Raw genomic sequence first — 19,642 nt, forward strand, 5'->3', positions numbered from 1 at the left:
TGCCCCCGCCACTCACCGCGTTGGGGGAAGGTTCACATGGCTCAATTCTCAATGGAAATTATGCGCCTAACCGGCTCAGTTCCGCGTGGAAACCAACATCGTCGCCTCTCGCACGGAGGCGTGGGTCGAAACGGGGTAATGACCAACGCTATGAAGGGTCCCAGCCGTCGCCTCTCGCACGGAGGCGTGGGTCGAAACTTGGCCAGCCGCCGCCATGTCGAGCGCCGTGCCGTCGCCTCTCGCACGGAGGCGTGGGTCGAAACTCAGTTCCTCCAGGTCGTCGCGATCCTCGATCTGTCGCCTCTCGCACGGAGGCGTGGGTCGAAACTACGTACGCCATCGCGATCTGCCCGAAGATGTTCGTCGCCTCTCGCACGGAGGCGTGGATCGAAACAATCCAGCGATCGATGCCGCGTCGGCCAAGCAGGTCGCCTCTCGCACGGAGGCGTGGATCGAAACGATCAATGACGAATCAGGAGCGCTTAGCGCGACCGGTCGCCTCTCGCACGGAGGCGTGGGTCGAAACGAAAGAAGCTTTCGAAGCGCTCACCGCCATTGAGTCGCCTCTCGCACGGGGGCGTGGGTCGAAACCGCTTCAAGGACGCCAACGGGGTGCCTGTGCCTGTCGCCTCTCGCACGGAGGCGTGGGTCGAAACATCTCCGAACTCATCCGTGCTGCGAATGAGGCGCGCTCAGGCGTGGGTCGAAACAACAGAAACAGAATCGACGGATAGTTCCACTCCCTTGTTTTTGCAGGGTTTTGGATGGCGGCTGGTGCCGTTCCTTCCAGTTGCCGTAAAAGCGCCTTCAATCGACGTAGCGGTTAGGCTAGACCGCGCGGCGGTTTGTCATGGTTATGAAGCCTTGATCCTTGGCTGTGTCGGGATCACAGTAGCCGAGCAGACGAAGCAGGTTTGATCGATGATGGGAAATGCAATCGCAGCGATCGCAGGTGCCGAAGGCGCCGTCATTGAGGAACTGCTGGAGCGAGCGGCGACTGATTGGCGCGCCAGCGGGCTGAAGGTCTGCGGCGCCCTGGCCGAATCGGATCGCATTGCGGATCGCACGTGCAGCGCCGGCTTCTTGCGTAATATCGAGACCGGCGCGCGCTTTGCCATGTATCTCAAGGATCCGCCCGCCCATACGTCGTGCCACCTTGACGAGAACGGCATCGTGGATGCATGCGCAAGTCTGTCCAACCAGATCGCGGCAAGCGACGTCGTCGTGCTGAGCAAGTTCGGTAAGGTCGAGGCGGTCGGCAGCGGCTTGTTCGAGGCGTTCGTGAGCGCCATCGCGCAGGGCAAGCCGATCCTGACCTCGGTCGCGCCGAAACACCTCTATGCCTGGCAAAGGTTTGCACCGGATGCCGTGTTCATTCGCCCAGAGCGGGCCTTGCTGGAGCAATGGCTGAGCGGTGTCTTGCACTGTTCTCCGCAAAGTTCATCGATACAGGCCGTGGCGCACTCCTGACGCTGACATCGCCGGCAGCCTATTTCTCCGAGACACCCGCTTCGGCAAAGCTTGCCATGCGCGCATGGCATTCCAGCGCCGAACGCACGATGTTGACGGCAAGACAAGCGCCTGAGCCTTCGCCAAGCCGCATGCCGAGGTCGAGCAATGGCTGCAGGCTGAGGGCTTCGAGCAGATTGCGGTGGCCGGCTTCGGCTGAAACGTGGGCGGCCAGTGTGTGGGCAAGGCCGGTCGGGTGTAGGCTGGCCAAAGGGGCCGCAGCAGCCGTGCAGACGAAGCCGTCCAGCAGGACAGGAATGCCGTGATGGCGGGCAGCGAGCGTGGCGCCGAGGATGGCAGCAAGCTCGCGCCCGCCCAGATTTGCAGCAATCTTGAGCGGATCGGACAGTGTTTCGGCGTGGCGGGCGAGGCCAGCATCGATGGCCTTGATCTTGCGCGCCAGGCCTGAATCGTCGACGCCGGTGCCGCGCCCGGTCCATTTCTCGGCCCCGCCGCCAAACAGGGCCGCGGAAATGGCAGCAGCGGGCGTGGTGTTACCGATGCCCATTTCGCCGAAGCAGACGAGGTCGAGATCCTTCGTGACGGCGTCGTAGCCGGCCGAGACGGCAGTGAGGAATGCGGCCTCGTCCATTGCCGCCTCTTGCGTGAAGTCACTGGCCGGATGGTCGAGGTCGAGCGGGATGACCGCAAGGTCGGCGCCTGCGACGCGGGCAAGCTGGTTGATGGCCGCGCCGCCGCCGGCGAAATTCGCCACCATCTGCACGGTCACTTCCGAGGGGAAGGCGGAGACGCCTTGCGCGGTGACGCCATGGTTGCCGGCGAAGACGAAGACCTTGACCCGGTCAAGCTTCGGCATGTCGCGGCTTTGCCAACGGGCCAGCCATGCGGCGATGGATTCCAGCCGGCCGAGGCTGCCTTGCGGCTTGGTCAGCGTGTCCTGCCTGCGGGCAACCGCGGCCGCTGCGGCGTCGCTGCCGGCTGGCAGGTTGATGCAAGCCGAACGCAGGTCATCGAGCGATTTGAAGGGCATGGCAGAAAAATCTCCGAAAAAGAATCAGGAAAGAACGACGGAAGCGACGAGAAGCACGGCGATCTCGGCGAACTGTTGCAGCGCGCCGATCGTATCGCCTGTGTGGCCACCGATTTGGCGCAGGCAAAGCGCGCGCAGGCCAACGAAAATCACGGCAAGCAGGATGGCCGCGCTGACGGCACTGGCTGGACCCAGCAGCAAAAGGGCAGCGATGCCGATGGCTGCGCCGACGATGGCCGTTTCGCTTGAAACTGTGCCGGCGCCGGCCGACAGGCCGTCGCTGCGGGCGGGCGGCAGTGCGTGCATGAAGGCGCCCAGCAGGCCGCGTGAAGCCATGTGCGACGCAACAAGCGCGGCAAACACGCCTGCGGGGCTGGCAAGTTCGTTCAAGGCGGTCCAGCGGATCAGTATCGACAGCGCGAGTGCGGATGCGCCATAGGCGCCGATGCGGCTGTCACGCATGATTTCCAGCTTTCTTTCGCGCGACTTGCCGCCGCCGAAGCCATCGGCGACGTCCGAAAGACCGTCTTCATGCAGGCATCCGGTGGCGAGCATCGTTGCGGCGAGGGTGAGCGCCGCCGCCGTGGCGGACGAAAGACCGAGCGTGGTCGCGATGGCATAAATGAGTGTGGCCAGGAGTGCGACGGCCAAGCCCGCGACCGGTGCGGCCCAGATCGCCGCGGCAAGCGTACGGCCCCGGAAATCGAAGGCGGGCAAAGGCAAGCGGGTGAAGAAGACGAGGCAAAGCGCAGCGTCGTCGAACATCTGGCGGAGAGAGGGCATGCGGTCAGTCACCTCTCGCAATGGCGTGGAAGAAGGTGCCGCTGACCGATCCGCGCCTGTAACCGGACGGTCCGAGCGGCGCGCCCTGACCATCGGCAAGGTCGGTCAATGGCTGATCGTTGCCCTCATTGATGGTCTGCGCGTAATGGAATTCGTGACCGCGCACGACCGTGCCTTGGGGGCCAAGCGAGCAGTCGGACAGAAGGCGGGCCTGACGATAGCCGAGATGCATTTTGCGCTTGGCAAAGCTGGTGGTGTGGCCAAGCAGGCCAAGCATGCGGTGGATGGTGCCGCCGGCGTCCTGCAACGCCTTTCCCAGCACCATGAAGCCGCCGCACTCGCCATGCACTGGCTTTGCGCGCGCGAACTCAACCATGCCGCGACGGAAATTCGCGGCTGCGGCAAGCTTGCCGGCATGCAATTCGGGATAGCCGCCGGGTAGCCAGCAGACATTGCAGCTCGGATCGGGCGCTTCATCGGCCAGCGGCGAGAAGGGCACGAGTTCGGCACCGGCTTTGCGCCAATGGTTCGCGACGTGCGGGTAGATGAAGGTGAAGGCGTTGTCCTGCGCCAAAGCGATGCGTTGTCCGGGCGGCGGCAGGGCGCAGGTAAAATCGCCGGCTGACGGCAGGAGCGGTGCGGCCAGCTGCATGACGGCGTCGAGGTCGAGCGAGCGTTCGACCATGTCGGCCATGCGGTCGATGAAGGCGATCAGGTCATCGTGCTCACCGGCCTGTACAAGTCCCAGATGCCGCTCGGGCATGGTCAGCGTCGGGTCGCGCATGATGGCACCGACCACCGGCAGGCCAAGCGCTTCGACGGCCTCGGTGCAAAGCTTGCGGTGGCGTTCGCTGCCCAGGCGGTTGAGGACGACGCCGGCGATGCGCACATCGGGCCGGTAGGCGGCAAAACCCTTGGCGACGGCGGCAACAGTGGTCGATTGACCGGAGACGTCGAGGACGAGGAGTGTGGGAATGCCGTACAAGGCGGCGAGGTCGGACGCCGCGCCGGAGCGGCCGGGCGTGCCGGGGATGCCGTCGAACAAGCCCATGGCGCTTTCGAGCACGATGAAATCGGCATTTTCAGCGGCTTCGCCGGCAAGCGCGTTGAGAAGGGCCGGAGCCATCGCCCAACTGTCGAGATTGACGCCGGAAAGGCCGGTGGCGGCTTCGTGGAAGCCGGGGTCGATATAATCAGGGCCTGACTTGGCTCCTCGCACGCGGATGCCGCGCCGGGCCAGCGCCCGCAGGATGCCGATGGTGACGCTGGTCTTGCCCGAGCCGGAGCGCGGTGCGCCGATGATGATGGCGCGAGCGCTCATGACGCACCGGCCAGCTTGGCGCGCAGCGCAACGATGCCGCCCACCACGATCAGCGCGGGGGAGACGACGTTTTCGCGGTTCGCCGCTTCGACAAGCGTGCCTAGCGTGGCGACGACGGTGCGCTCTTGCGGCAAGGTGGCGTTTTCGATCAGCGCTGCTGGTGTGTCGGGTGACAGGCCGCCGGCAAACAGGTCCGCGACCGTCGCGGCCATATGCGTCAGTCCCATATAGATGACGATGGGCTGGCCGGTGCGGGCAAGGGCTGTCCAGTCGGGACGATCGTCGGAAACGGCGGCGAAGCCGGTGGCCAGAATGATGGCGCCGTTGATGCCCCGCATGGTGGCGGGGATACCAGCCGAGGTCAGACCGCCGAAGGCGGAGGTGACGCCGGGCAGCACGCGGTAGGGGATGGCGCTTTCAACCAGCGCCTGCACTTCCTCGCCGCCGCGCCCGAACACATAAGGATGGCCGCCTTTGAGTCGCACCACCTTGCGGCCTTGCCGCGCAAGGCCGACAAGCAGCGTGTTGATGTCTTTTTGCGGGATGGACAGACGGCCGCCGCGCTTGCCGACAAAGAATTTTTCCGCCTGCTCGGCCACGGCGATGATTTCGGGCGACACCAGCGCGTCATGCACCAATGCGTCGGCCTGACCGAGCGCGCTCACGACATCGAGGGTCAACAGGCCGGGATCGCCCGGCCCGGCTCCTGCCAGCCAGACATGACCGGGCTCAAGGACGCGCAGCTTGACGTCCAGGCGGTTCAGCGCCTGCTCGATCGCCGTGTTGGCGCTGCCGTTTTTATTATCGCTCATAGTCCGTCCCGCCCGCGAAAGCGCCGTTGGTAGTAAGCGTCATAGAGGGAGCTTTCGGTGAAGTCGGTCGCGGCCAGCGAGTGGCCGACGAAGATGATCGCCGTGCGCTCAATGGGGTCGGCCTTTAACTGAGCTTCGATGGTGGCCAATGTGCCGGTGACGATACGCTCATCCGGCCAGGAGGCGCGAAAGACGATAGCGACCGGGCAGTCCGCACCGTAGAGCGGGGTGAGTTCAACAACCACACGGTCGAGGGAGTGGATTGCAAGGTGGATGGCAAGCGTCGCGCCGGTGCGGCCGAATCCGGCTAGCGTCTCGCCGGGCGGCATCTTGGATGCTCGGCCCGACACGCGGGTGAGAACAAGGCTTTGGGCGATCTCTGGAATGGTGAGTTCGCGACCAAGGGAGGCGGCGGCGGCGGCAAAAGAAGGCACGCCGGGGGTAAGCGTATAGGAGATGCCATGCCGTTGTAGCCGGCGGATCTGCTCGGCGACGGCGCTCCACACCGAAAGGTCGCCGGAATGTAGCCGGGCGACATCGTGGCCCGCCTGGTGGGCAGCGAGATAGGCGGCCTCGATCTCGTCCAGCGACATGGGGGCGGTGTCGATCAGCTTCGTGCCGGGCGTGCAGTGGTCGAGGAGTTCGGGCGCGAGGATGGAGCCGGCATAGAGGCAGACGGGGCAGGAGCCAAGCAGCCTTGCGCCACGCACGGTGATGAGGTCGGCAGCGCCGGGGCCTGCGCCAATGAAATGGACGGTCATTTGGTGTCTCCGGCAACGGCGATGGCGCAGGTGACAGGGCCAAGCACGGTGCGTGGTCCCAAGAGGCGGGCGCGGTGGCCGGCGGCGGCAAGAGCTGCCGTTTCGGACACTGATGGCGTGCCCGCAGCGGCCAGCGAGCGCCCCGACCGTGTAAGGCCGCGTAGCGAAACGATCTGCAAGGCGGGTCCATCGACAAGGAAAACGGGCAGGCGCAATTCATGTCCGGCAGAGAAGATCGCATCTTCATGCGCCTTCAGCTTGGCGGTGGCCAGGCCGGACAACGAGGCCGACGACAATCCATGCGATTGCAAGGCAGCTTCGACGGCGGCCAGGATCTGCTCAGTGCTGACGCCCTTTCGGCAGCCTATACCGGCAACAATCATGGCTTCACCCAGTTCCAGTGGGTGATCGGCATGGCTGCGCGCCAACCTTGCATCGAGCCGATGGGGGCAGCGCGCGAAACGGCAATGCGGGTGAGATCGCCACCGAGCGCGGCATGGCGGGCAATGAGCAGCGCCTCCATTTCGAGCGTCACGGCATTGGCGACAAGCCGTCCGCAGGGAAGCAGGGCGCTCACGGCAGCGTCAAGCACACCTGGATCGCTGCCGCCGCCGCCGATGAAGATGGCGTCTGGCGTTTCGAGCCCGGTCAGAACTTGCGGCGCAGTGCCCTGGACCACGGAGAGGCCGGGTACGCCGAAGGCGGCGGCGTTGCGTCGGATACGAGCGCCACGTTCGGCGTCTGCCTCGATGGCAATCGCGCGCAGCGACGGGTGCGACAACATCCATTCAATGCCGATGGAGCCGGAGCCGGCGCCGATGTCCCACAGCAATTCGCCGCGCCGGGGGGCTAGGGCGGAAAGGGTAAGCGCGCGGACCTCGCGCTTGGTGATCTGGCCGTCATGCTCGAACAGGTCGTCGGCCAGCCCAACCGACAAAGGCAGGACGCGCGCCTGTGAACTTGATTCAACCTCGATTGCCAAAATATTGAGCGGATTGATGTTTTCGATGTCGAAGGTGTTTGCGCGGGCGGTGCGCGCGGCCTCGTTCGGACCGCCGAGCGCCTCCAGCACGGTCAATCGGCTCGGCCCGAAGCCGATATCCGTGAGCAGCCCGGCAATGGCGGCAGGAGATTCCGCATCGGAGGTGAGGGCAAGGATGCGCGTACCATGGTGCAGCAAGGGCCGCACAAGATCCAGCGGGCGGCCATGCAGCGAAACAGTCTCGACATCCTGCAGGGCCCAGCCGAGCCGGGACGCAGCCAGCGAGAAGGAAGATGGCGCCGGGATGATGCGCATTTCTGCGATGGGCAGCTTTTTGGCCAGCGTCACGCCGACGCCGTAAAGGAAGGGATCGCCAGAGGCGAGCACGCAGACAGTGCGGCCAGCGAGGGCGACGACTTCGGCCATGCCAGCGTCGAAGGGCGTGGGCCAGGGACGGGCTTTTCCCCTGACAAGGGAGTGGGCGAGTTCGAGGTGGCGCTTGCCGCCGAAGACGAACTCGGCAGCTCCTATGGTGCGCTTGGCCTCGTCGCCCAGACCCGCTACACCATCTTCGCCGATACCGACGACGGTGAGCCATGCGTTGCGGGCGGCAAGCGGCGTTTGCTCAGCAGGCATGATGACCTACCGTATCCTGATCCTTGGCGGCACGACCGAAGCGCGGCAACTTGCCGGCAGGCTCATGGTGCGCAGCGACGCCGAGGTCACGCTGTCGCTTGCCGGGCGTACGGAAAATCCCGTTTCCCAGCCGGTGCCGACGCGTGTTGGTGGTTTCGGCGGGGCTGAGGGACTGGCGCGTTACCTCAGCGAGCAGAGAATCGATTTGCTGATTGATGTGACGCATCCCTATGCTGCGCGCATTTCCGCCAATGCAGCCACTGCGGCGAAAAGCACCGGCACGCAGTTCCTTGCGCTGCGACGCCCCGGCTGGGATCCGGGCGAAGGCGACAGATGGACCATTGTCGATACGGTGGCGGATGCGGTTGCCGCACTGGGCAAGGCACGGCGCCGTGTTTTCCTCGCGCTTGGCCGGCAGGAGGTTGCGGCATTCGAGGCCGCGCCGCAGCATGACTATCTCATCCGTAGTGTCGATCCGGTCGAGCCGCCGCTCGGTGTGCCGGAGGCGGCTTATATTTTGGCGCGTGGGCCATTCGCCGAAGCCGATGAAAAGGCCCTGCTGGCCGCGCATGGCATTGACGCGGTGGTGTCGAAGAACAGCGGTGGCGCTGCGACCTACGGCAAGATCGCGGCAGCACGGGCGCTGGACATCGAAGTGATCATGATCCGCCGGCCCATGCTGCCGCAAGCGCCGAGTGCCGCAACTGTGGACGAGCTTCTGCGGATGATCGCGCATCATCTTGGGCCGGTGGCGGAACGCGGGGTGTAGACAAGGGCGGGCTGCTCGCCGCGCTTGATGATGCGCGTTTCGGGAGAGCCAACGATGATGCAGGTCGCCATGTCGGCCATTTCTGGGGAAGCATCGGCGAGCAGGCAAACGTTTATGCGCTCGTCTGGTCGACCGGCGGCTCGACCGAAGATGACGGGGGTCGTGCCGGGAAGTACTGCGGTGAGGCATTCGAAAGCGAGGCCGAGTTGCCAGGGGCGGGCCTTGCTGATCGGGTTATAGAGCGCGATGACGAAGCCGGCGCCCGCTGCCGCCAGCAGGCGAAGTTCGATCAGGTCCCACGGCTTCAAATTGTCGGACAGCGATATGGCGCAGAAATCATGGCCGAGCGGCGCGCCGATGCGGGCAGCGACGGCCAGCATCGCAGTGACGCCGGGTACGATGGCAATGTCGATATCGCGCCATTCGGCGGGGCCGGCCTCGATGGCTTCGCAGACGGCGGCGGCCATGGCGAAGACACCCGGATCGCCACCTGAAACGATAGCGACGCTATGGCCTGCCACCGCCTTTTCCAACGCTTCCGTGGCCCGCGCCAATTCCTCGCGGTTGTCGGAGGCGACGCGCACCTGATCGTTCCTGAGTTCGAGACGGTCGAGGTAGGGCTTGTAGCCGAAAAAGAACGCGGCATCGGCAACGGCCTGACTTGCCTCCGGCGTCACCTGATGTTCATTGCCCGGCCCGAGGCCGATGACGGTGAGACGGCCTGTCAAAGGATCACTCCAGAAGCGAGTTCGCCAGGCCGGCCCGCCCAGCCGGCGACGAGAATGATGCTGAAGTAGGGCGCCTTGTCGTCGGCCTTGTCGGCAAGCCGCATCGATGCGCCGTTGGCCATAGTGCCGCGCTCGACATAGATTGCCTTTTCCAGCTTGCCGGCAGCCGTCAGCGCGCGGCGGATCTTTGGCAGATTGCGGCCGACCTTCATGATGACGGCGGCGTCGGTATCGTTGAGGCGGCGGGTGAGTTCGGCCTCTTTCATGGTGCCGGGAAGCACGGTCAACACATCGTCGCCCTGTACGATGGGCTGGCCGGTCGTGGACCAGCAGCCGGACATGGCGGTGACGCCTGGTATGACTTCGGTGGGAAAGCGATGCGCGAGCCTGACGTGCAGGTGCATGTAGGACCCGTAGAACAGCGGATCGCCCTCCGAAAGCACGGCCACGGTGCGGCCGGCGGAAAGGTGTTGCGCCACGGCGCCGGCCGATTGTTCGTAGAAGGCGAGGATCTGGGCTTTGTAGTCGGGGTGATCCTTGTCGATCTCGACGGTGACCGGATAGTAGAGGGGCAACTCGATGACGCCGGGCTTCATGTGGCCTTCGACGATGGTGCGGGCATTGCCGGTTGCGTTGCGTTTGGCGAAGTGCACCACCACGTCCGCCTCGGCCAAGGCGCGAACCGCCTTCAGTGTCATCAGTTCGGGATCGCCGGGGCCGGTGCCGACGCCGATCAATCTGCCGAGCGTGGTCTGGGTCACAGGCCTGGCCTCGCCAATGCGTTGAGGGCAGCGGCGGTCATGGCGCTGCCGCCAAGCCTGCCGCGCACGATAGCGTAGGGTACGCCGTAGGAATTTTCCGCAAGCGCGTCCTTGGATTCGGCTGCACCGACGAAGCCGACCGGCATGCCGATGATTGCCGCTGGTTTCGGCGCGCCGTCGCGTAGCTTTTCCAGCAGATAGAACAGTGCCGTCGGCGCGTTACCGATGGCGACGATGCTGCCCGTCATGCGATCGTCCCACAGGTCGAGGGCGGCGGCGGAGCGGGTATTGCCGATTTCGGCGGCGCGGGTGGCGGTGCGCGGGTCGCGCAACGTGCAGATTACCTCGTTGCCGGCTGGCAGGCGGGCACGGGTGACGCCGTGGACCACCATCTGGGCGTCACAGAAGATCGGTGCGCCGGCTCGCAGGGCGGCGCGGGCGGCGGCTACGAAATCGGTGGAGAAGACAAAGCTCCCGGCGGCTTCGACCTGACCGCAAGCGTGGATCATGCGGATCGCGACATCGGCTTCAGCTTCGGTGAAGCGCGAAAGGTCCGCCTCAGCGCGAATGATGGCGAACGAGCGCTCGTAGATCGCCGTGCCGTCGTGGATGTAGTCATAAGCGGGCATGCTCATTCCTGCCGGTAAGCTGTTTCAATGGCGATCGAGCCGAGCCGGGCGAGAGAGGCGGCGGCGGTCTCGGTTGGGCGTCGCGAGGTTTGAACGAGATCAGCGATATGGGCAAGGCCGCGCCGGGCATCGTTGCAAGACGCGCTGTCGGGCGTCAGCGCTGATGCCTTTTCGTTGACGACAAGCCCGGCACCCCAGTCGCAGCCAACCACGGCAAGCGCGGCGGGGGCAGGGTGGGCGCATCCCTTGGAGCAGCCGGAAACATGCAACGTGAAGGTGCCGTCGAGCAAATCGGCCTGCGTGGCGGCGATATGTTCGGCGATGGCGCGCGTTTCGACCTTCCCCGATGCGCAGGCTGGAGCGCCGGGGCAGGCCGCAATGTAGAGGCGCGGATCGCTGGCATCAGTGACAAATCCGAGAGTGACGGCCGCTTCCCGAAGGCGGTGAAAAGCGTCATGGCCCAAGCCGGGGAACAACAGCGCGCGCGCTGGGGCCGGTCTTATGTCCGTCACGCCTTCCGCAAGTGCGGCACGGGCAAGATCAATCAGTGCGCCGGCCGGCGTCGAACCGAATGGCAAGGCGATGGCGAGAGCAAGTGTGCCGTTGGAGAGGGGGATGGCACTTAGTGGACTCTGGTGAATTACACGCGTGATGCGGTTTGGCTGGTGCTCCCGACCATCTAGATGTGCAATGGTTTCGGAAATCCGGGTGGCGTCCAAATCTCGGGCGCGGGCTTCCTTTCCGAGTTCTCCAATGGCTTGCAAAATGGCGATCACCGCATCGCAGGCGGCGTCTCCGGACACAAATCCGTGCTGCATGGCGGTTGCAGCGTCTCCACCGGTTGCAAGTTGCCAGACCGTTTCGTCGCTATGGCGCTGAGCCACCAGCCGCACGTCGGCGATGAAGGCATCAAGCGCGAGACGACCGCCGCCATCGACCACGACCGACACTTTTGGACCAAGCCGTTCAGCTAGGCCAACAGCCGTTATGTCGGCACGGATGCGATCGCCAAGCGGGCTCGGATCGACGACCTCGGAGGGGTCGATGCCTGCCAAAGGCCCGGTCTCGACGGGAACGCCGGAACGTACGGCGATGCCGAGTTCATCGACTTCGCGGGCGAGCCGGTTGGCCGATGACGGTGTCAGGCCACGGATTTGCAGGCTGCCGCGCGCAGTCACTTCGACGATGCCGCTGCCGTGGCGCTGGGCGGATTCGCAGAGTCCGATCAAGGCCTTGGGGGAAAGTCCTCCAGCGACCGGATTGAGCCGCGCCAGCAGGCCGTCGCCGGTCTGCATCGGTGCGGAAAGGGTCGGGCAGGCGCCGCGTCGGGACATGGCGTTCATGCTGCCATTCCTCGCTGTGCTTCGGCGATAAGGGACGCGAGATCGTCGTCGATCGAATTGCGCAGTGGATGCCACAGCCCACGCCGGCGTGCGGACAGGAAGCGTTCGGCGATCACCTTCGCCGCGGCAGGATTCTCGCGCAGCAGGAAGGCGCGCACGGCGGGGTCGCCGACATAGGCGTCATGCACGGCCTCGATCAGATTACCTGGAATGGCATGGGTGGTTTCGGCGAAACCGACAAGGCGATCGACGGTTTCAGCGAATTCGGAGGCACCGCGCGGACCGTGCCGCATCTGGCCGGCGATGAATCGAGGGTTGACGGCCCGCGCCCTCACCACGCGGCCAACCGCCTGAGCGATGGAGCGCGGCTTCGGCTTTTGCGGGTCGGTCGTGTCCAGAACGACGACATCGGCGTTGCGCCCAAGCGCTGCCAAGGCTGCGGTGAAGCCGCCGATGAAGGCGACATCGGCGGAACCTTCAAGGATGTCGCGGCCCGGATCGTCGCCGGTATGGACGAGCAGATCGGCATCCGCCAAACGGTGGGCGAAGGCACCGGGTGCGGATACGCCTTCCCCCTCGGCTCCGCCATAGGCATGCGAGGCCGATTCCAGATAGGCGCGGCCGAGTTCTTCGCGCGCCTGCCAGTCGCCGCTGGCAAGCATTTCTTCGAGCCCGGCGCCATAAGTGCCGGGCGACGAGCCGTAGATGCGAGGGCTGACCTTGCCATCGGCGCGCGTGCGCGCAGCGAGCGGATTTTCGGCATCGTCCTCGTCCCGGCTTGCGACTGCAGTGGCGGCGGCGTCGATCAGGGCGATCTGGGTCGGGAACATGTCTCGGAAAAGGCCCGATATGCGCCACGTGACATCGATGCGTGGGCGGCCAATAACGGCAGGAGGCAGCACTTCGATGCCGGTGACGCGGCCCGTCGCGGCGTCCCATTGCGGGCGGCAGCCCATGAGGGCGAGGCCCTGGGCGATCTCCTCGCCGCCGGTGCGCAGCGAGGCCGAGCCCCAAAGGTCGATGACCAGCGAGCGTGGCCAGTCGCCATGGGTCTGGAGGTAAGTCGTTACCACTTCCTCGCTTGCCGCCTTGCCGAGGTCGAAGGCGGTCGGGGTCGGCATGGTGCGCGGGTCGGCGGTGAACAGGTTGCGACCGGTGGGCAGCACGTCGGCGCGGCTGCGCGCAGGTGCGCCGGAAGGGCCGGCGGGAATATGGCGACCGTCGAGTGCGGCAAGGAGGGCGGCTTTCTCGCAGGTGGCGCTTTGCCGGCGGAGCGGGTCCGCTTCGCCTTCCGCGGCGCGGCCGTAGATGTGGAGGCCGTCCTTGATGGCGAAGTCCTTGAGGTCGCAAAGCCAGGCATCGATGCGGCGCAGCGCTTCATCGGGCGCGTCGGAGCTGGCGACGCCGGCCTCGACGGAAAGACCGGTTTGGCTTGCCGTCTCGACGATAAGCTTGGCGAGGCGGTCGCGGCGGCGGCGGTCCAGCCCGTCGGCCTGGGCGTATTCGTCTACAAGCCGTTCAAGCCGCTGCTGGTTTTCGTCGAGACTGGCTTCGGCAAGAGGCGGCGGCAGGTGGCCGAGCGTCACGGCTGCGATGCGCCGCTTGGCCTGGGCAGCCTCGCCGGGATTGGAGACGATGAAGGGATAGACGACCGGCAGGGAGCCTGTAACGATCTCGGGAAAGCAGGCTTCGCTGAGTGCAACCGTCTTACCCGGCAGCCATTCCAGCGTTCCATGTGCGCCGACATGGACGATGGCATGAACGTCGACCGATTTTTGCAACCAAAGACCGAATGCGATGAGGGCATGGCGCGGCGGCAGCGTTGGATCGTGATAATCCGAGCGGCGGTCAGCCGATCTCCCGCGATCGGGTGCGAGGGCAACGGTGACGTTGCCGAAGGTCGCCGCTCGGAAGGCGAAATTCGGAGCCGTTTCCTTCGCGACATTGTCCGGCTGTCCCCAGGCGGCCTGGACCGCTTCACGTGCAGAGGCGGGGAGCGTGCCGAACAATTCATTGTAAGTGCCTCTATCCAGGGAGGCTTCATTGCGCTCGGCCAATTCCAGCAAGGCGCGTGGCGATTGTGGAATCCCATCAACCGTATAGCCCGCTTCCTTGAGATCATGCAGCATGGCGATAACGCTGGAGGGCACGTCTAGGCCAACCGCGTATCCGGTGCGTCCCGGCGCGCTTGGATAGTCGGGAATAAGGATCGCGATGCGGCGCTCGGCTGGCGGCGTGTTTTGCAGACCGACGAAATTGGAGATGCGCCGCGCGACCTGCGCGACGCGATCCGCCTCAGGGCGATTGGCATAGGCGCGAAAGCCCAGTGCCGGATCGGATTCGCTTTCGGCCTTGAACGAGATTGCGCCAGCAAGGATGCGGCCGTCGAGTTCGGGCAGCACGACGTGCATGGCGAGGTCCGCCGGGGCAAGGCCGCGCTGGTTAGTCTGCCATGCGTCGCGCCTGGTCGTTGCAACGATAACCTGGAAGACGGGCACGCCGGCGCGGTCGAACAGCGTTTCGGCCCCCGGTTCCGCGCCCGATGCGAATGCCGTGGCTGTGACGATGGCGGTTGGCGCGTGCGCTGCAAAGGCTGCTTCCACGAAGGCGAGCGAGGCACGATCCTTAAGACTGGAGACGAAGATCGGTAAGGCTGCGATCCCGCTTTGTCTTAGTTCAGCCGTCAGCGCGTCGATAGGCGCGATGTCGGCCGCCAACAGCATCGAGCGGTAGAACAGGATGGGGACGACGGGTGCAGGGTGGTCGGCACTTGGCGATCTACCCCCACCCGGGCCTCTGGTCCGACCTCCCCGCAAGGGGGAGGTGGGGACGACGCCGAGCCCCGGTTCGTAGTAGCCGGCCTTGGGAACTTCCACCGGATCGGCAGGCTGCGCCGCCTGGCCGGAAAGCCAGGCGAGGCGATGCACCAGTGCCTGCATGTTGGCGGGGCCGCCCTCGCGGAAATAATCGAGCAGGCGATTGAGTTCTTCGCGCGGCAACGTCGAGGCTTCAATCAGGCGCAAATCCTCATCGCGGCATTCGCCGGGAAGAAGGGCGAGCTTGATGCCCCTGGCGCGCGCGCGGGATGCAAGCTGGTCGCAGCCATAGCGCCACCAGTCGTAGCCGCCGAGGATACGCACCAAAATGACCTTGGCGTGCTGGGCTGCGCTGTCGATCCACAGATCGACGGACATCGGGTGACGAAGATCGCGCAGCGCCGCAAGGCGCATGGATGGCAGACTGCCTGCCTCAGCCGTCCAGGCGGATGCCAGACCAGCCAGGTCACTGTCGGTGAATGACAAGGCAACCACATCCGCCGGCGTCTGCCGCAGATCGACCGGCTCGGCGATTGCGTCGAGCGAGGCGGAAGTGGTGGTCAGGATATGCATTGCTACATCCCGACTGCTGAGCGGTACATCTTTATCCCACCAGTATCCTTTCGATGGCCGGGCGGTCGAGTCCCTTCAGGCCGATGACGACGAGCTGCGAGCGACGCTGGTCTCCCGGTGTCCAGGCACGGTCGTAATAGTGGTTGACGCGCGGTCCGACAGCCTGGACGAGCAGGCGCATCGGTTTGCCGCTGACTTCGACGAAACCCTTGACGCGCAGGACGTTTTCTTTTTCCGCTGCCGTCGCGACGCGCCTGGCCAGGTCTTCCGGGTCGGAGACAGAGGGGACGTCGACGATGAAGGTATCGAAGTCGTCATGCTCATGATCGCCCATGCCGTCGTGATGCGACTTGCGGTTCTCGATATCGTCTTCGGCTGCAAGGCCGAGGCCGAGCAAAACCGATGGATCGACCTTGCCATGAACCGAGGGAACGATCTTTACGGCGTGGGTGATGTGTTCGTTGATGATGGCGTTGGCGCGGGCCGAGCCGTCCGCATCCATCAGGTCGCCCTTCGACAGGATGATGAGATCGGCACAGGCGACCTGATCTTCGAAGACCTCTTCGACTGGATCGTCATGGTCGAGGGAACCGTCATTGGCGCGCTGGGCGGCGAGAGCTTCCATGTCGGACGCGACCCTGCCAGCGGCAAGAGCCGGGCCGTCGACCACGGCGATGACGCCATCCACGGTGACGCGGCTCTTGACCGTCGGCCACTGGAAGGCCTGCACAAGCGGTTTCGGCAAGGCAAGGCCGGAGGTTTCGATGAGGATGTGATCGACCTTTGGCGTGCGCGACAGAATCTGGTCGAGCGCGGGCACGAAATCGTCGGCCACGGTGCAGCAGATGCAGCCATTGGCCAGTTCGACGATGTTTTCTTCCGGGCAGGTATCGATGCCGCAGCCCTTGAGGATTTCTCCGTCAACGCCGATGTCGCCGAATTCGTTGACGATGAGGGCGAGGCGCTTGCCCCTGGCGTTCTCGAGCAGGTGGCGGATCAGCGTCGTCTTGCCTGCCCCGAGGAAACCGGTGACGACAGTGCAGGGCACGCGCGTTGCTGTGGCGGTCATGATCGATCCTTCAACAAATCGAGAGGGGGAATGCGGGCGACAAGGCCGCGCTTGAGGCAATCGGGCCGGCCCCGCCAGGGCATGAGCCCATCCGGGCTGGCGGCGAACAGTTCCGCACCTGCAATGAGGTCGGCACCGTTCGTCGGTGCGAGGTCGCCGAAGACGTAGCTCCAACTGCCGTCGCGCAGGACAGAAGCGCTCAGGCGGCGCTTGCAGTTACCAAGGCATTCGACGGTTCGAACATCGACGGCACTGCCGGCGGCTGCCTGCCGCGCGCTTTCCGCCAACAATTCGCCGGCGCGGGGTTGCGTATCCGAGCCGGTTTCGTCGCGGCAGGTGGTGCACACGACAACCGTGACGGCAGCCCCGCCGGAGCGGCAGCCATTTTTTCCGTCAGGAGAATCACCGTCGAAATCCAATACGCGCTCCTTGCCCGGGACACCCGCCAGGCGGTCGGATTCTTACATGCAGACGGCAGGTCTCCTGGCTCGCGGGTCGTTGCCTTGCTGCCGCCTTCCCGGGCATTGCCCAGTGGTGTTCGGCTCGGCTCATCGCTTACAGTTGCGGGGACAGCCGCGGATTTGAGATCGCAAGATCCCGCACCGCATTCCCTCTTAGCTCCCCTCTTTTGGAGAGGAGACCGTCTTTGCGGGATTTAGGCTTGAGAGGGCGGGCGTGTCAACGCGTGGTTACGACGGTTTGATGGCGGCGAGCGACGGGCCAAGATCGCCCGCGGGCGTAACCTCGATCCGCTCCAGGCCGAGCCAGCCCTGCATGAGTTGCAGTTCCGCGAACAGTTCGGGGGCTGTGCCGGGTGGCGCGTGCGGTTCGGCATAGGCTGCGTGGACGCGCAGGACGCCGGCGGGGCGGTCGGCTTTCAGATCGACGCGGGCGACGATCCTGTCGCCAAGCAGGAAGGGCAGCACATAGTAGCCGTACTGGCGCTTGGCAGCCGGCGTGTAGATTTCGATGCGGTAGCGGAAACCGAACAGGTTTTCGGCGCGGGTGCGTTCGAACACCAATGGATCGAACGGTGCAAGCAAGGCGCGTGCTCCGATCCGGCGCGGCAGGCGGGCATCCTTGTGCAGATAGGCAGGCCTTGCCCAGCCATCGATGCGGACCGGGATCAGTTCGCCCTCTTCCACCAATTCCTCGATGCGCCCTTTGATATCGGCGGGCGAAAGCCGGAAGTAGTCGCGCAGGCAACCGACTGTGGCGATGCCATGCGCGCGCGCCGAGATGCGCAACAGTTCGCGGTGCGCATCGGCAGGAGAGGGGGTCGGCAGTTTCAGGATTGCCGGCGGCAATACACGTTCAGGCAGGTCGTACAGACGTTCGAAACCGCGCCGATAGGCGGTCGTGATGCGGCCTGCCCAAAACAGCCACTCGAAGGCGTGCTTGGCATCGCTCCAGCCCCACCAGCCGCCGGAACCTTTCTGCCCGTCGAGGTCGGATGCGGCGATCGGGCCGCGGGATACGACCTGACGATAGATCCCTTCTATATAGTCGGCCCGTTCCCGCCCGAATTTCGCCAGGCCACCATACATCTCCTCGCCGCGTTCGGCGCGCTGCATGCGCCAGCGCATCAATGGATAGGTTTCGACGGGCAACAGCGAAGCCTCGTGGGCCCAATATTCGAACAGCAGCCGTTTGCGCGACTGAGCGGCGCCATCGAGCAGGGAAAGCGGATACGGGCCTAACCTTGAGTAAAGGGGCATATAGTGGGCGCGCACCACGGCGCTGACGGAATCGATCTGCAACAGGCCGGTGCGGGACAGTGTTCGTGTCAGGTGCCTGCGGTCGATTGTGCCAGCAGGACGGGGTAGGGCAAAGCCTTGCGCCGCAAGTGCGATGCGGCGGGCCTGTGAGGGCGAAAAGGTTTCTTTCATGGGCTTTGATCGGCGATGCTGGCAATTGATGAGAAGCATTGATTCCGCTCATCCTAGCAGCGAAACCGCTGCGATGATGTCAGGAGTAAAAGTGGAGTAAAAAGTGAAGGAAACCAAACGAGAGCCGGATTGACCCGTTTTGCCGCATCCGCGGCTCGACGCCATTCTGCGGCCAAGGTTTGACTTGCTTCGGGCAGTCGCCTGCGCTAACCCTCGCCGCGTTGCAGCATGGGACCGGTGGGCGGTTCAGCGATTAACTGTCGCGCTTCCGTATCAGGGCCTGCTGTTATAGCTTCAGGCGGATAGCCGCTAACGGAAAGTCGCAGCATGAACGCATTGCTGAGTTCGTATCTGCCGATCGTGATTTTCATCGGCGTGGCGCTGGTCGTGGGACTGGCCCTGATCGTCGCACCTTTTCTGGTGGCATATCGCAATCCCGATCCGGAAAAACTGTCCGCCTATGAATGCGGTTTCAATTCGTTCGACGATGCACGCATGAAGTTCGACGTGCGGTTTTACCTGGTGTCGATCCTGTTCATCATCTTCGACCTCGAGGTGGCCTTCCTGTTTCCATGGGCGGTTTCCTTCGGTGAAATCGGCATGCTCGGCTTCTGGTCGATGATGGTATTCCTTGGCGTGCTGACCATCGGCTTTGCCTATGAGTGGAAGAAGGGGGCGCTCGAATGGGATTGAGCGACGGTTCCGGCACGCTGGTAGCTCCGCGGCCCAAAGGCATTCTCGATCCAAGCACGGGAAAACCTGTCGGGTCCGACGATCCGTTCTTTGTCGGCATCAATGACGAACTTGCCGACAAGGGCTTCCTCGTTACCTCGACCGAGGCGCTGATTACATGGGCGCGCACGGGCTCGCTGATGTACATGACCTTCGGGTTGGCCTGCTGCGCCGTGGAAATGATCCACTCTGCCATGCCGCGCTACGACAGCGAGCGCTTCGGCATCGCGCCGCGCGCGTCTCCACGCCAGTCCGACGTGATGATCGTGGCGGGCACGCTGACCAACAAGATGGCGCCCGCGCTGCGCAAGGTCTACGACCAGATGCCGGAGCCGCGCTACGTCATCTCGATGGGCTCCTGCGCCAATGGCGGCGGCTATTACCATTATTCCTATTCGGTGGTGCGCGGTTGCGACCGCATCGTGCCTGTGGACATCTATGTGCCCGGCTGCCCGCCCAGTGCGGAAGCGTTGATGTACGGCCTTCTTCTGCTGCAGAAGAAGATTCGCCGTACCGGCACGATCGAGCGGTGAGCGAT

Annotated in this window: 19 protein-coding genes and 1 riboswitch; of the genes, 4 read left to right on the plus strand and 15 right to left on the minus strand. The window is 64.6% G+C overall.

The features are described from left to right. Positions 1-921: 921 nt before the first annotated feature. Positions 922-1,470 (plus strand): DUF2478 domain-containing protein, encoded by a 549-nt coding sequence (locus ASD64_RS15520; protein WP_056106654.1) that lies wholly within the window; start codon positions 922-924, stop codon positions 1,468-1,470. A 19-nt stretch (positions 1,471-1,489) separates the two neighbouring features. On the opposite strand, the gene cobT is transcribed toward ASD64_RS15520, so the two are convergent. The 7 genes from cobT to ASD64_RS15555 are packed head-to-tail and all read right to left on the minus strand — an operon-like array spanning position 1,490 to position 7,795. After that, complete coding sequence (cobT, locus tag ASD64_RS15525; protein ID WP_056106656.1) at positions 1,490-2,500, minus strand: nicotinate-nucleotide--dimethylbenzimidazole phosphoribosyltransferase; 1,011 nt, start codon at positions 2,498-2,500, stop codon at positions 1,490-1,492. Positions 2,501-2,524: 24 nt separating this feature from the next. Beyond that, positions 2,525-3,283 carry an adenosylcobinamide-GDP ribazoletransferase gene (gene cobS, locus ASD64_RS15530; protein ID WP_056106658.1) on the minus strand — a complete coding sequence of 253 codons (759 nt, stop codon included), beginning with the start codon at positions 3,281-3,283 and terminating at the stop codon, positions 2,525-2,527. Positions 3,284-3,287: 4 nt separating this feature from the next. Then, entirely contained in the window at positions 3,288-4,604 is a 1,317-nt protein-coding gene (locus ASD64_RS15535) for a cobyrinate a,c-diamide synthase (RefSeq protein ID WP_056106660.1), read from the minus strand. Further along, on the minus strand, positions 4,601-5,416 hold the full coding sequence (gene cobA / locus ASD64_RS15540) for a uroporphyrinogen-III C-methyltransferase (protein ID WP_056106661.1): 816 nt from the start codon (positions 5,414-5,416) through the stop codon (positions 4,601-4,603). Before cobA ends, ASD64_RS15535 begins: the two co-directional genes overlap by 4 nt. Next, positions 5,413-6,177, minus strand: a complete 765-nt coding sequence (gene cobM / locus ASD64_RS15545; RefSeq protein WP_056106663.1) for a precorrin-4 C(11)-methyltransferase — start codon at positions 6,175-6,177, stop codon at positions 5,413-5,415. The genes cobA and cobM overlap by 4 nt, the downstream gene beginning before the upstream one ends. Continuing rightward, entirely contained in the window at positions 6,174-6,560 is a 387-nt protein-coding gene (locus ASD64_RS15550; protein ID WP_056106665.1) for a cobalamin biosynthesis protein, read from the minus strand. The genes cobM and ASD64_RS15550 overlap by 4 nt, the downstream gene beginning before the upstream one ends. Continuing rightward, positions 6,557-7,795 carry a bifunctional cobalt-precorrin-7 (C(5))-methyltransferase/cobalt-precorrin-6B (C(15))-methyltransferase gene (locus ASD64_RS15555; protein WP_056106667.1) on the minus strand — a complete coding sequence of 413 codons (1,239 nt, stop codon included), beginning with the start codon at positions 7,793-7,795 and terminating at the stop codon, positions 6,557-6,559. Before ASD64_RS15555 ends, ASD64_RS15550 begins: the two co-directional genes overlap by 4 nt. Position 7,796: 1 nt before the next feature. On the opposite strand from ASD64_RS15555, the gene ASD64_RS15560 reads away from it, so the two are divergent. Beyond that, the gene (locus ASD64_RS15560) at positions 7,797-8,564 is read left to right on the plus strand and encodes a cobalt-precorrin-6A reductase (RefSeq protein ID WP_056106669.1); all 768 of its coding nucleotides are present in this window, start codon (positions 7,797-7,799) and stop codon (positions 8,562-8,564) included. Here the strand turns inward: ASD64_RS15560 and ASD64_RS15565 are convergent. The 8 genes from ASD64_RS15565 to ASD64_RS15600 all read right to left on the minus strand — a co-directional run bounded on the left by ASD64_RS15565 (position 8,531) and on the right by ASD64_RS15600 (position 18,372). Continuing rightward, a complete protein-coding gene (locus tag ASD64_RS15565; protein ID WP_056106671.1) occupies positions 8,531-9,292 on the minus strand; it encodes a precorrin-3B C(17)-methyltransferase in 762 nt (253 codons plus the stop codon). The two genes, ASD64_RS15560 and ASD64_RS15565, sit on opposite strands and share 34 nt — an antisense overlap. Further along, entirely contained in the window at positions 9,289-10,053 is a 765-nt protein-coding gene (locus ASD64_RS15570; RefSeq protein WP_156460180.1) for a precorrin-2 C(20)-methyltransferase, read from the minus strand. Before ASD64_RS15570 ends, ASD64_RS15565 begins: the two co-directional genes overlap by 4 nt. After that, positions 10,050-10,682, minus strand: coding sequence for a precorrin-8X methylmutase (locus ASD64_RS15575; RefSeq protein ID WP_056106675.1), 633 nt, complete (start codon positions 10,680-10,682; stop codon positions 10,050-10,052). Before ASD64_RS15575 ends, ASD64_RS15570 begins: the two co-directional genes overlap by 4 nt. A gap of 2 nt (positions 10,683-10,684) precedes the next feature. Beyond that, positions 10,685-12,025, minus strand: coding sequence for a precorrin-3B synthase (cobG, locus tag ASD64_RS15580; RefSeq protein ID WP_056106677.1), 1,341 nt, complete (start codon positions 12,023-12,025; stop codon positions 10,685-10,687). Further along, positions 12,022-15,414, minus strand: coding sequence for a cobaltochelatase subunit CobN (cobN, locus tag ASD64_RS15585; RefSeq protein WP_056106679.1), 3,393 nt, complete (start codon positions 15,412-15,414; stop codon positions 12,022-12,024). The genes cobG and cobN overlap by 4 nt, the downstream gene beginning before the upstream one ends. A 31-nt stretch (positions 15,415-15,445) precedes the next feature. Continuing rightward, a complete protein-coding gene (gene cobW, locus ASD64_RS15590) occupies positions 15,446-16,483 on the minus strand; it encodes a cobalamin biosynthesis protein CobW (RefSeq protein ID WP_056106681.1) in 1,038 nt (345 codons plus the stop codon). Further along, positions 16,480-16,902, minus strand: coding sequence for a DUF1636 family protein (locus tag ASD64_RS15595; RefSeq protein ID WP_056106683.1), 423 nt, complete (start codon positions 16,900-16,902; stop codon positions 16,480-16,482). The genes cobW and ASD64_RS15595 overlap by 4 nt, the downstream gene beginning before the upstream one ends. A gap of 36 nt (positions 16,903-16,938) precedes the next feature. Then, positions 16,939-17,143, minus strand: a riboswitch (cobalamin riboswitch). 29 nt (positions 17,144-17,172) lie between these two features. Beyond that, complete coding sequence (locus ASD64_RS15600; RefSeq protein WP_056107114.1) at positions 17,173-18,372, minus strand: winged helix-turn-helix domain-containing protein; 1,200 nt, start codon at positions 18,370-18,372, stop codon at positions 17,173-17,175. Between the two features lie 327 nt (positions 18,373-18,699). On the opposite strand from ASD64_RS15600, the gene ASD64_RS15605 reads away from it, so the two are divergent. Both ASD64_RS15605 and ASD64_RS15610 read left to right on the plus strand, forming a co-directional pair. After that, a complete protein-coding gene (locus tag ASD64_RS15605; RefSeq protein WP_056106684.1) occupies positions 18,700-19,065 on the plus strand; it encodes an NADH-quinone oxidoreductase subunit A in 366 nt (121 codons plus the stop codon). Continuing rightward, positions 19,056-19,637, plus strand: coding sequence for a NuoB/complex I 20 kDa subunit family protein (locus ASD64_RS15610; RefSeq protein ID WP_056106686.1), 582 nt, complete (start codon positions 19,056-19,058; stop codon positions 19,635-19,637). Before ASD64_RS15605 ends, ASD64_RS15610 begins: the two co-directional genes overlap by 10 nt. The last annotated feature ends 5 nt before the right edge of the window (positions 19,638-19,642 follow it).

The sequence above is a fragment of the Mesorhizobium sp. Root157 genome, assembly GCF_001427385.1.
In the GTDB taxonomy this organism is placed as follows: Bacteria; Pseudomonadota; Alphaproteobacteria; order Rhizobiales; family Rhizobiaceae; genus Mesorhizobium.

Excerpts from the sequence above, each read along its gene's own strand:
- ASD64_RS15535 (WP_056106660.1), bottom strand. The coding sequence starts at position 4,604 with ATGAGCGCTCGCGCCATCATCATCGGCGCACCGCGCTCCGGCTCGGGC.
- ASD64_RS15605 (WP_056106684.1), top strand. The coding sequence starts at position 18,700 with ATGAACGCATTGCTGAGTTCGTATCTGCCGATCGTGATTTTCATCGGC.
- ASD64_RS15600 (WP_056107114.1), bottom strand. The coding sequence starts at position 18,372 with ATGAAAGAAACCTTTTCGCCCTCACAGGCCCGCCGCATCGCACTTGCG.
- cobT (WP_056106656.1), bottom strand. The coding sequence starts at position 2,500 with ATGCCCTTCAAATCGCTCGATGACCTGCGTTCGGCTTGCATCAACCTG.
- ASD64_RS15550 (WP_056106665.1), bottom strand. The coding sequence starts at position 6,560 with ATGATTGTTGCCGGTATAGGCTGCCGAAAGGGCGTCAGCACTGAGCAG.
- cobW (WP_056106681.1), bottom strand. The coding sequence starts at position 16,483 with ATGACCGCCACAGCAACGCGCGTGCCCTGCACTGTCGTCACCGGTTTC.
- ASD64_RS15520 (WP_056106654.1), top strand. The coding sequence starts at position 922 with ATGATGGGAAATGCAATCGCAGCGATCGCAGGTGCCGAAGGCGCCGTC.
- cobS (WP_056106658.1), bottom strand. The coding sequence starts at position 3,283 with ATGCCCTCTCTCCGCCAGATGTTCGACGACGCTGCGCTTTGCCTCGTC.
- cobG (WP_056106677.1), bottom strand. The coding sequence starts at position 12,025 with ATGAACGCCATGTCCCGACGCGGCGCCTGCCCGACCCTTTCCGCACCG.
- cobA (WP_056106661.1), bottom strand. The coding sequence starts at position 5,416 with ATGAGCGATAATAAAAACGGCAGCGCCAACACGGCGATCGAGCAGGCG.
- ASD64_RS15575 (WP_056106675.1), bottom strand. The coding sequence starts at position 10,682 with ATGCCCGCTTATGACTACATCCACGACGGCACGGCGATCTACGAGCGC.
- ASD64_RS15560 (WP_056106669.1), top strand. The coding sequence starts at position 7,797 with ATGACCTACCGTATCCTGATCCTTGGCGGCACGACCGAAGCGCGGCAA.
- ASD64_RS15555 (WP_056106667.1), bottom strand. The coding sequence starts at position 7,795 with ATGCCTGCTGAGCAAACGCCGCTTGCCGCCCGCAACGCATGGCTCACC.
- cobM (WP_056106663.1), bottom strand. The coding sequence starts at position 6,177 with ATGACCGTCCATTTCATTGGCGCAGGCCCCGGCGCTGCCGACCTCATC.
- ASD64_RS15610 (WP_056106686.1), top strand. The coding sequence starts at position 19,056 with ATGGGATTGAGCGACGGTTCCGGCACGCTGGTAGCTCCGCGGCCCAAA.
- cobN (WP_056106679.1), bottom strand. The coding sequence starts at position 15,414 with ATGCATATCCTGACCACCACTTCCGCCTCGCTCGACGCAATCGCCGAG.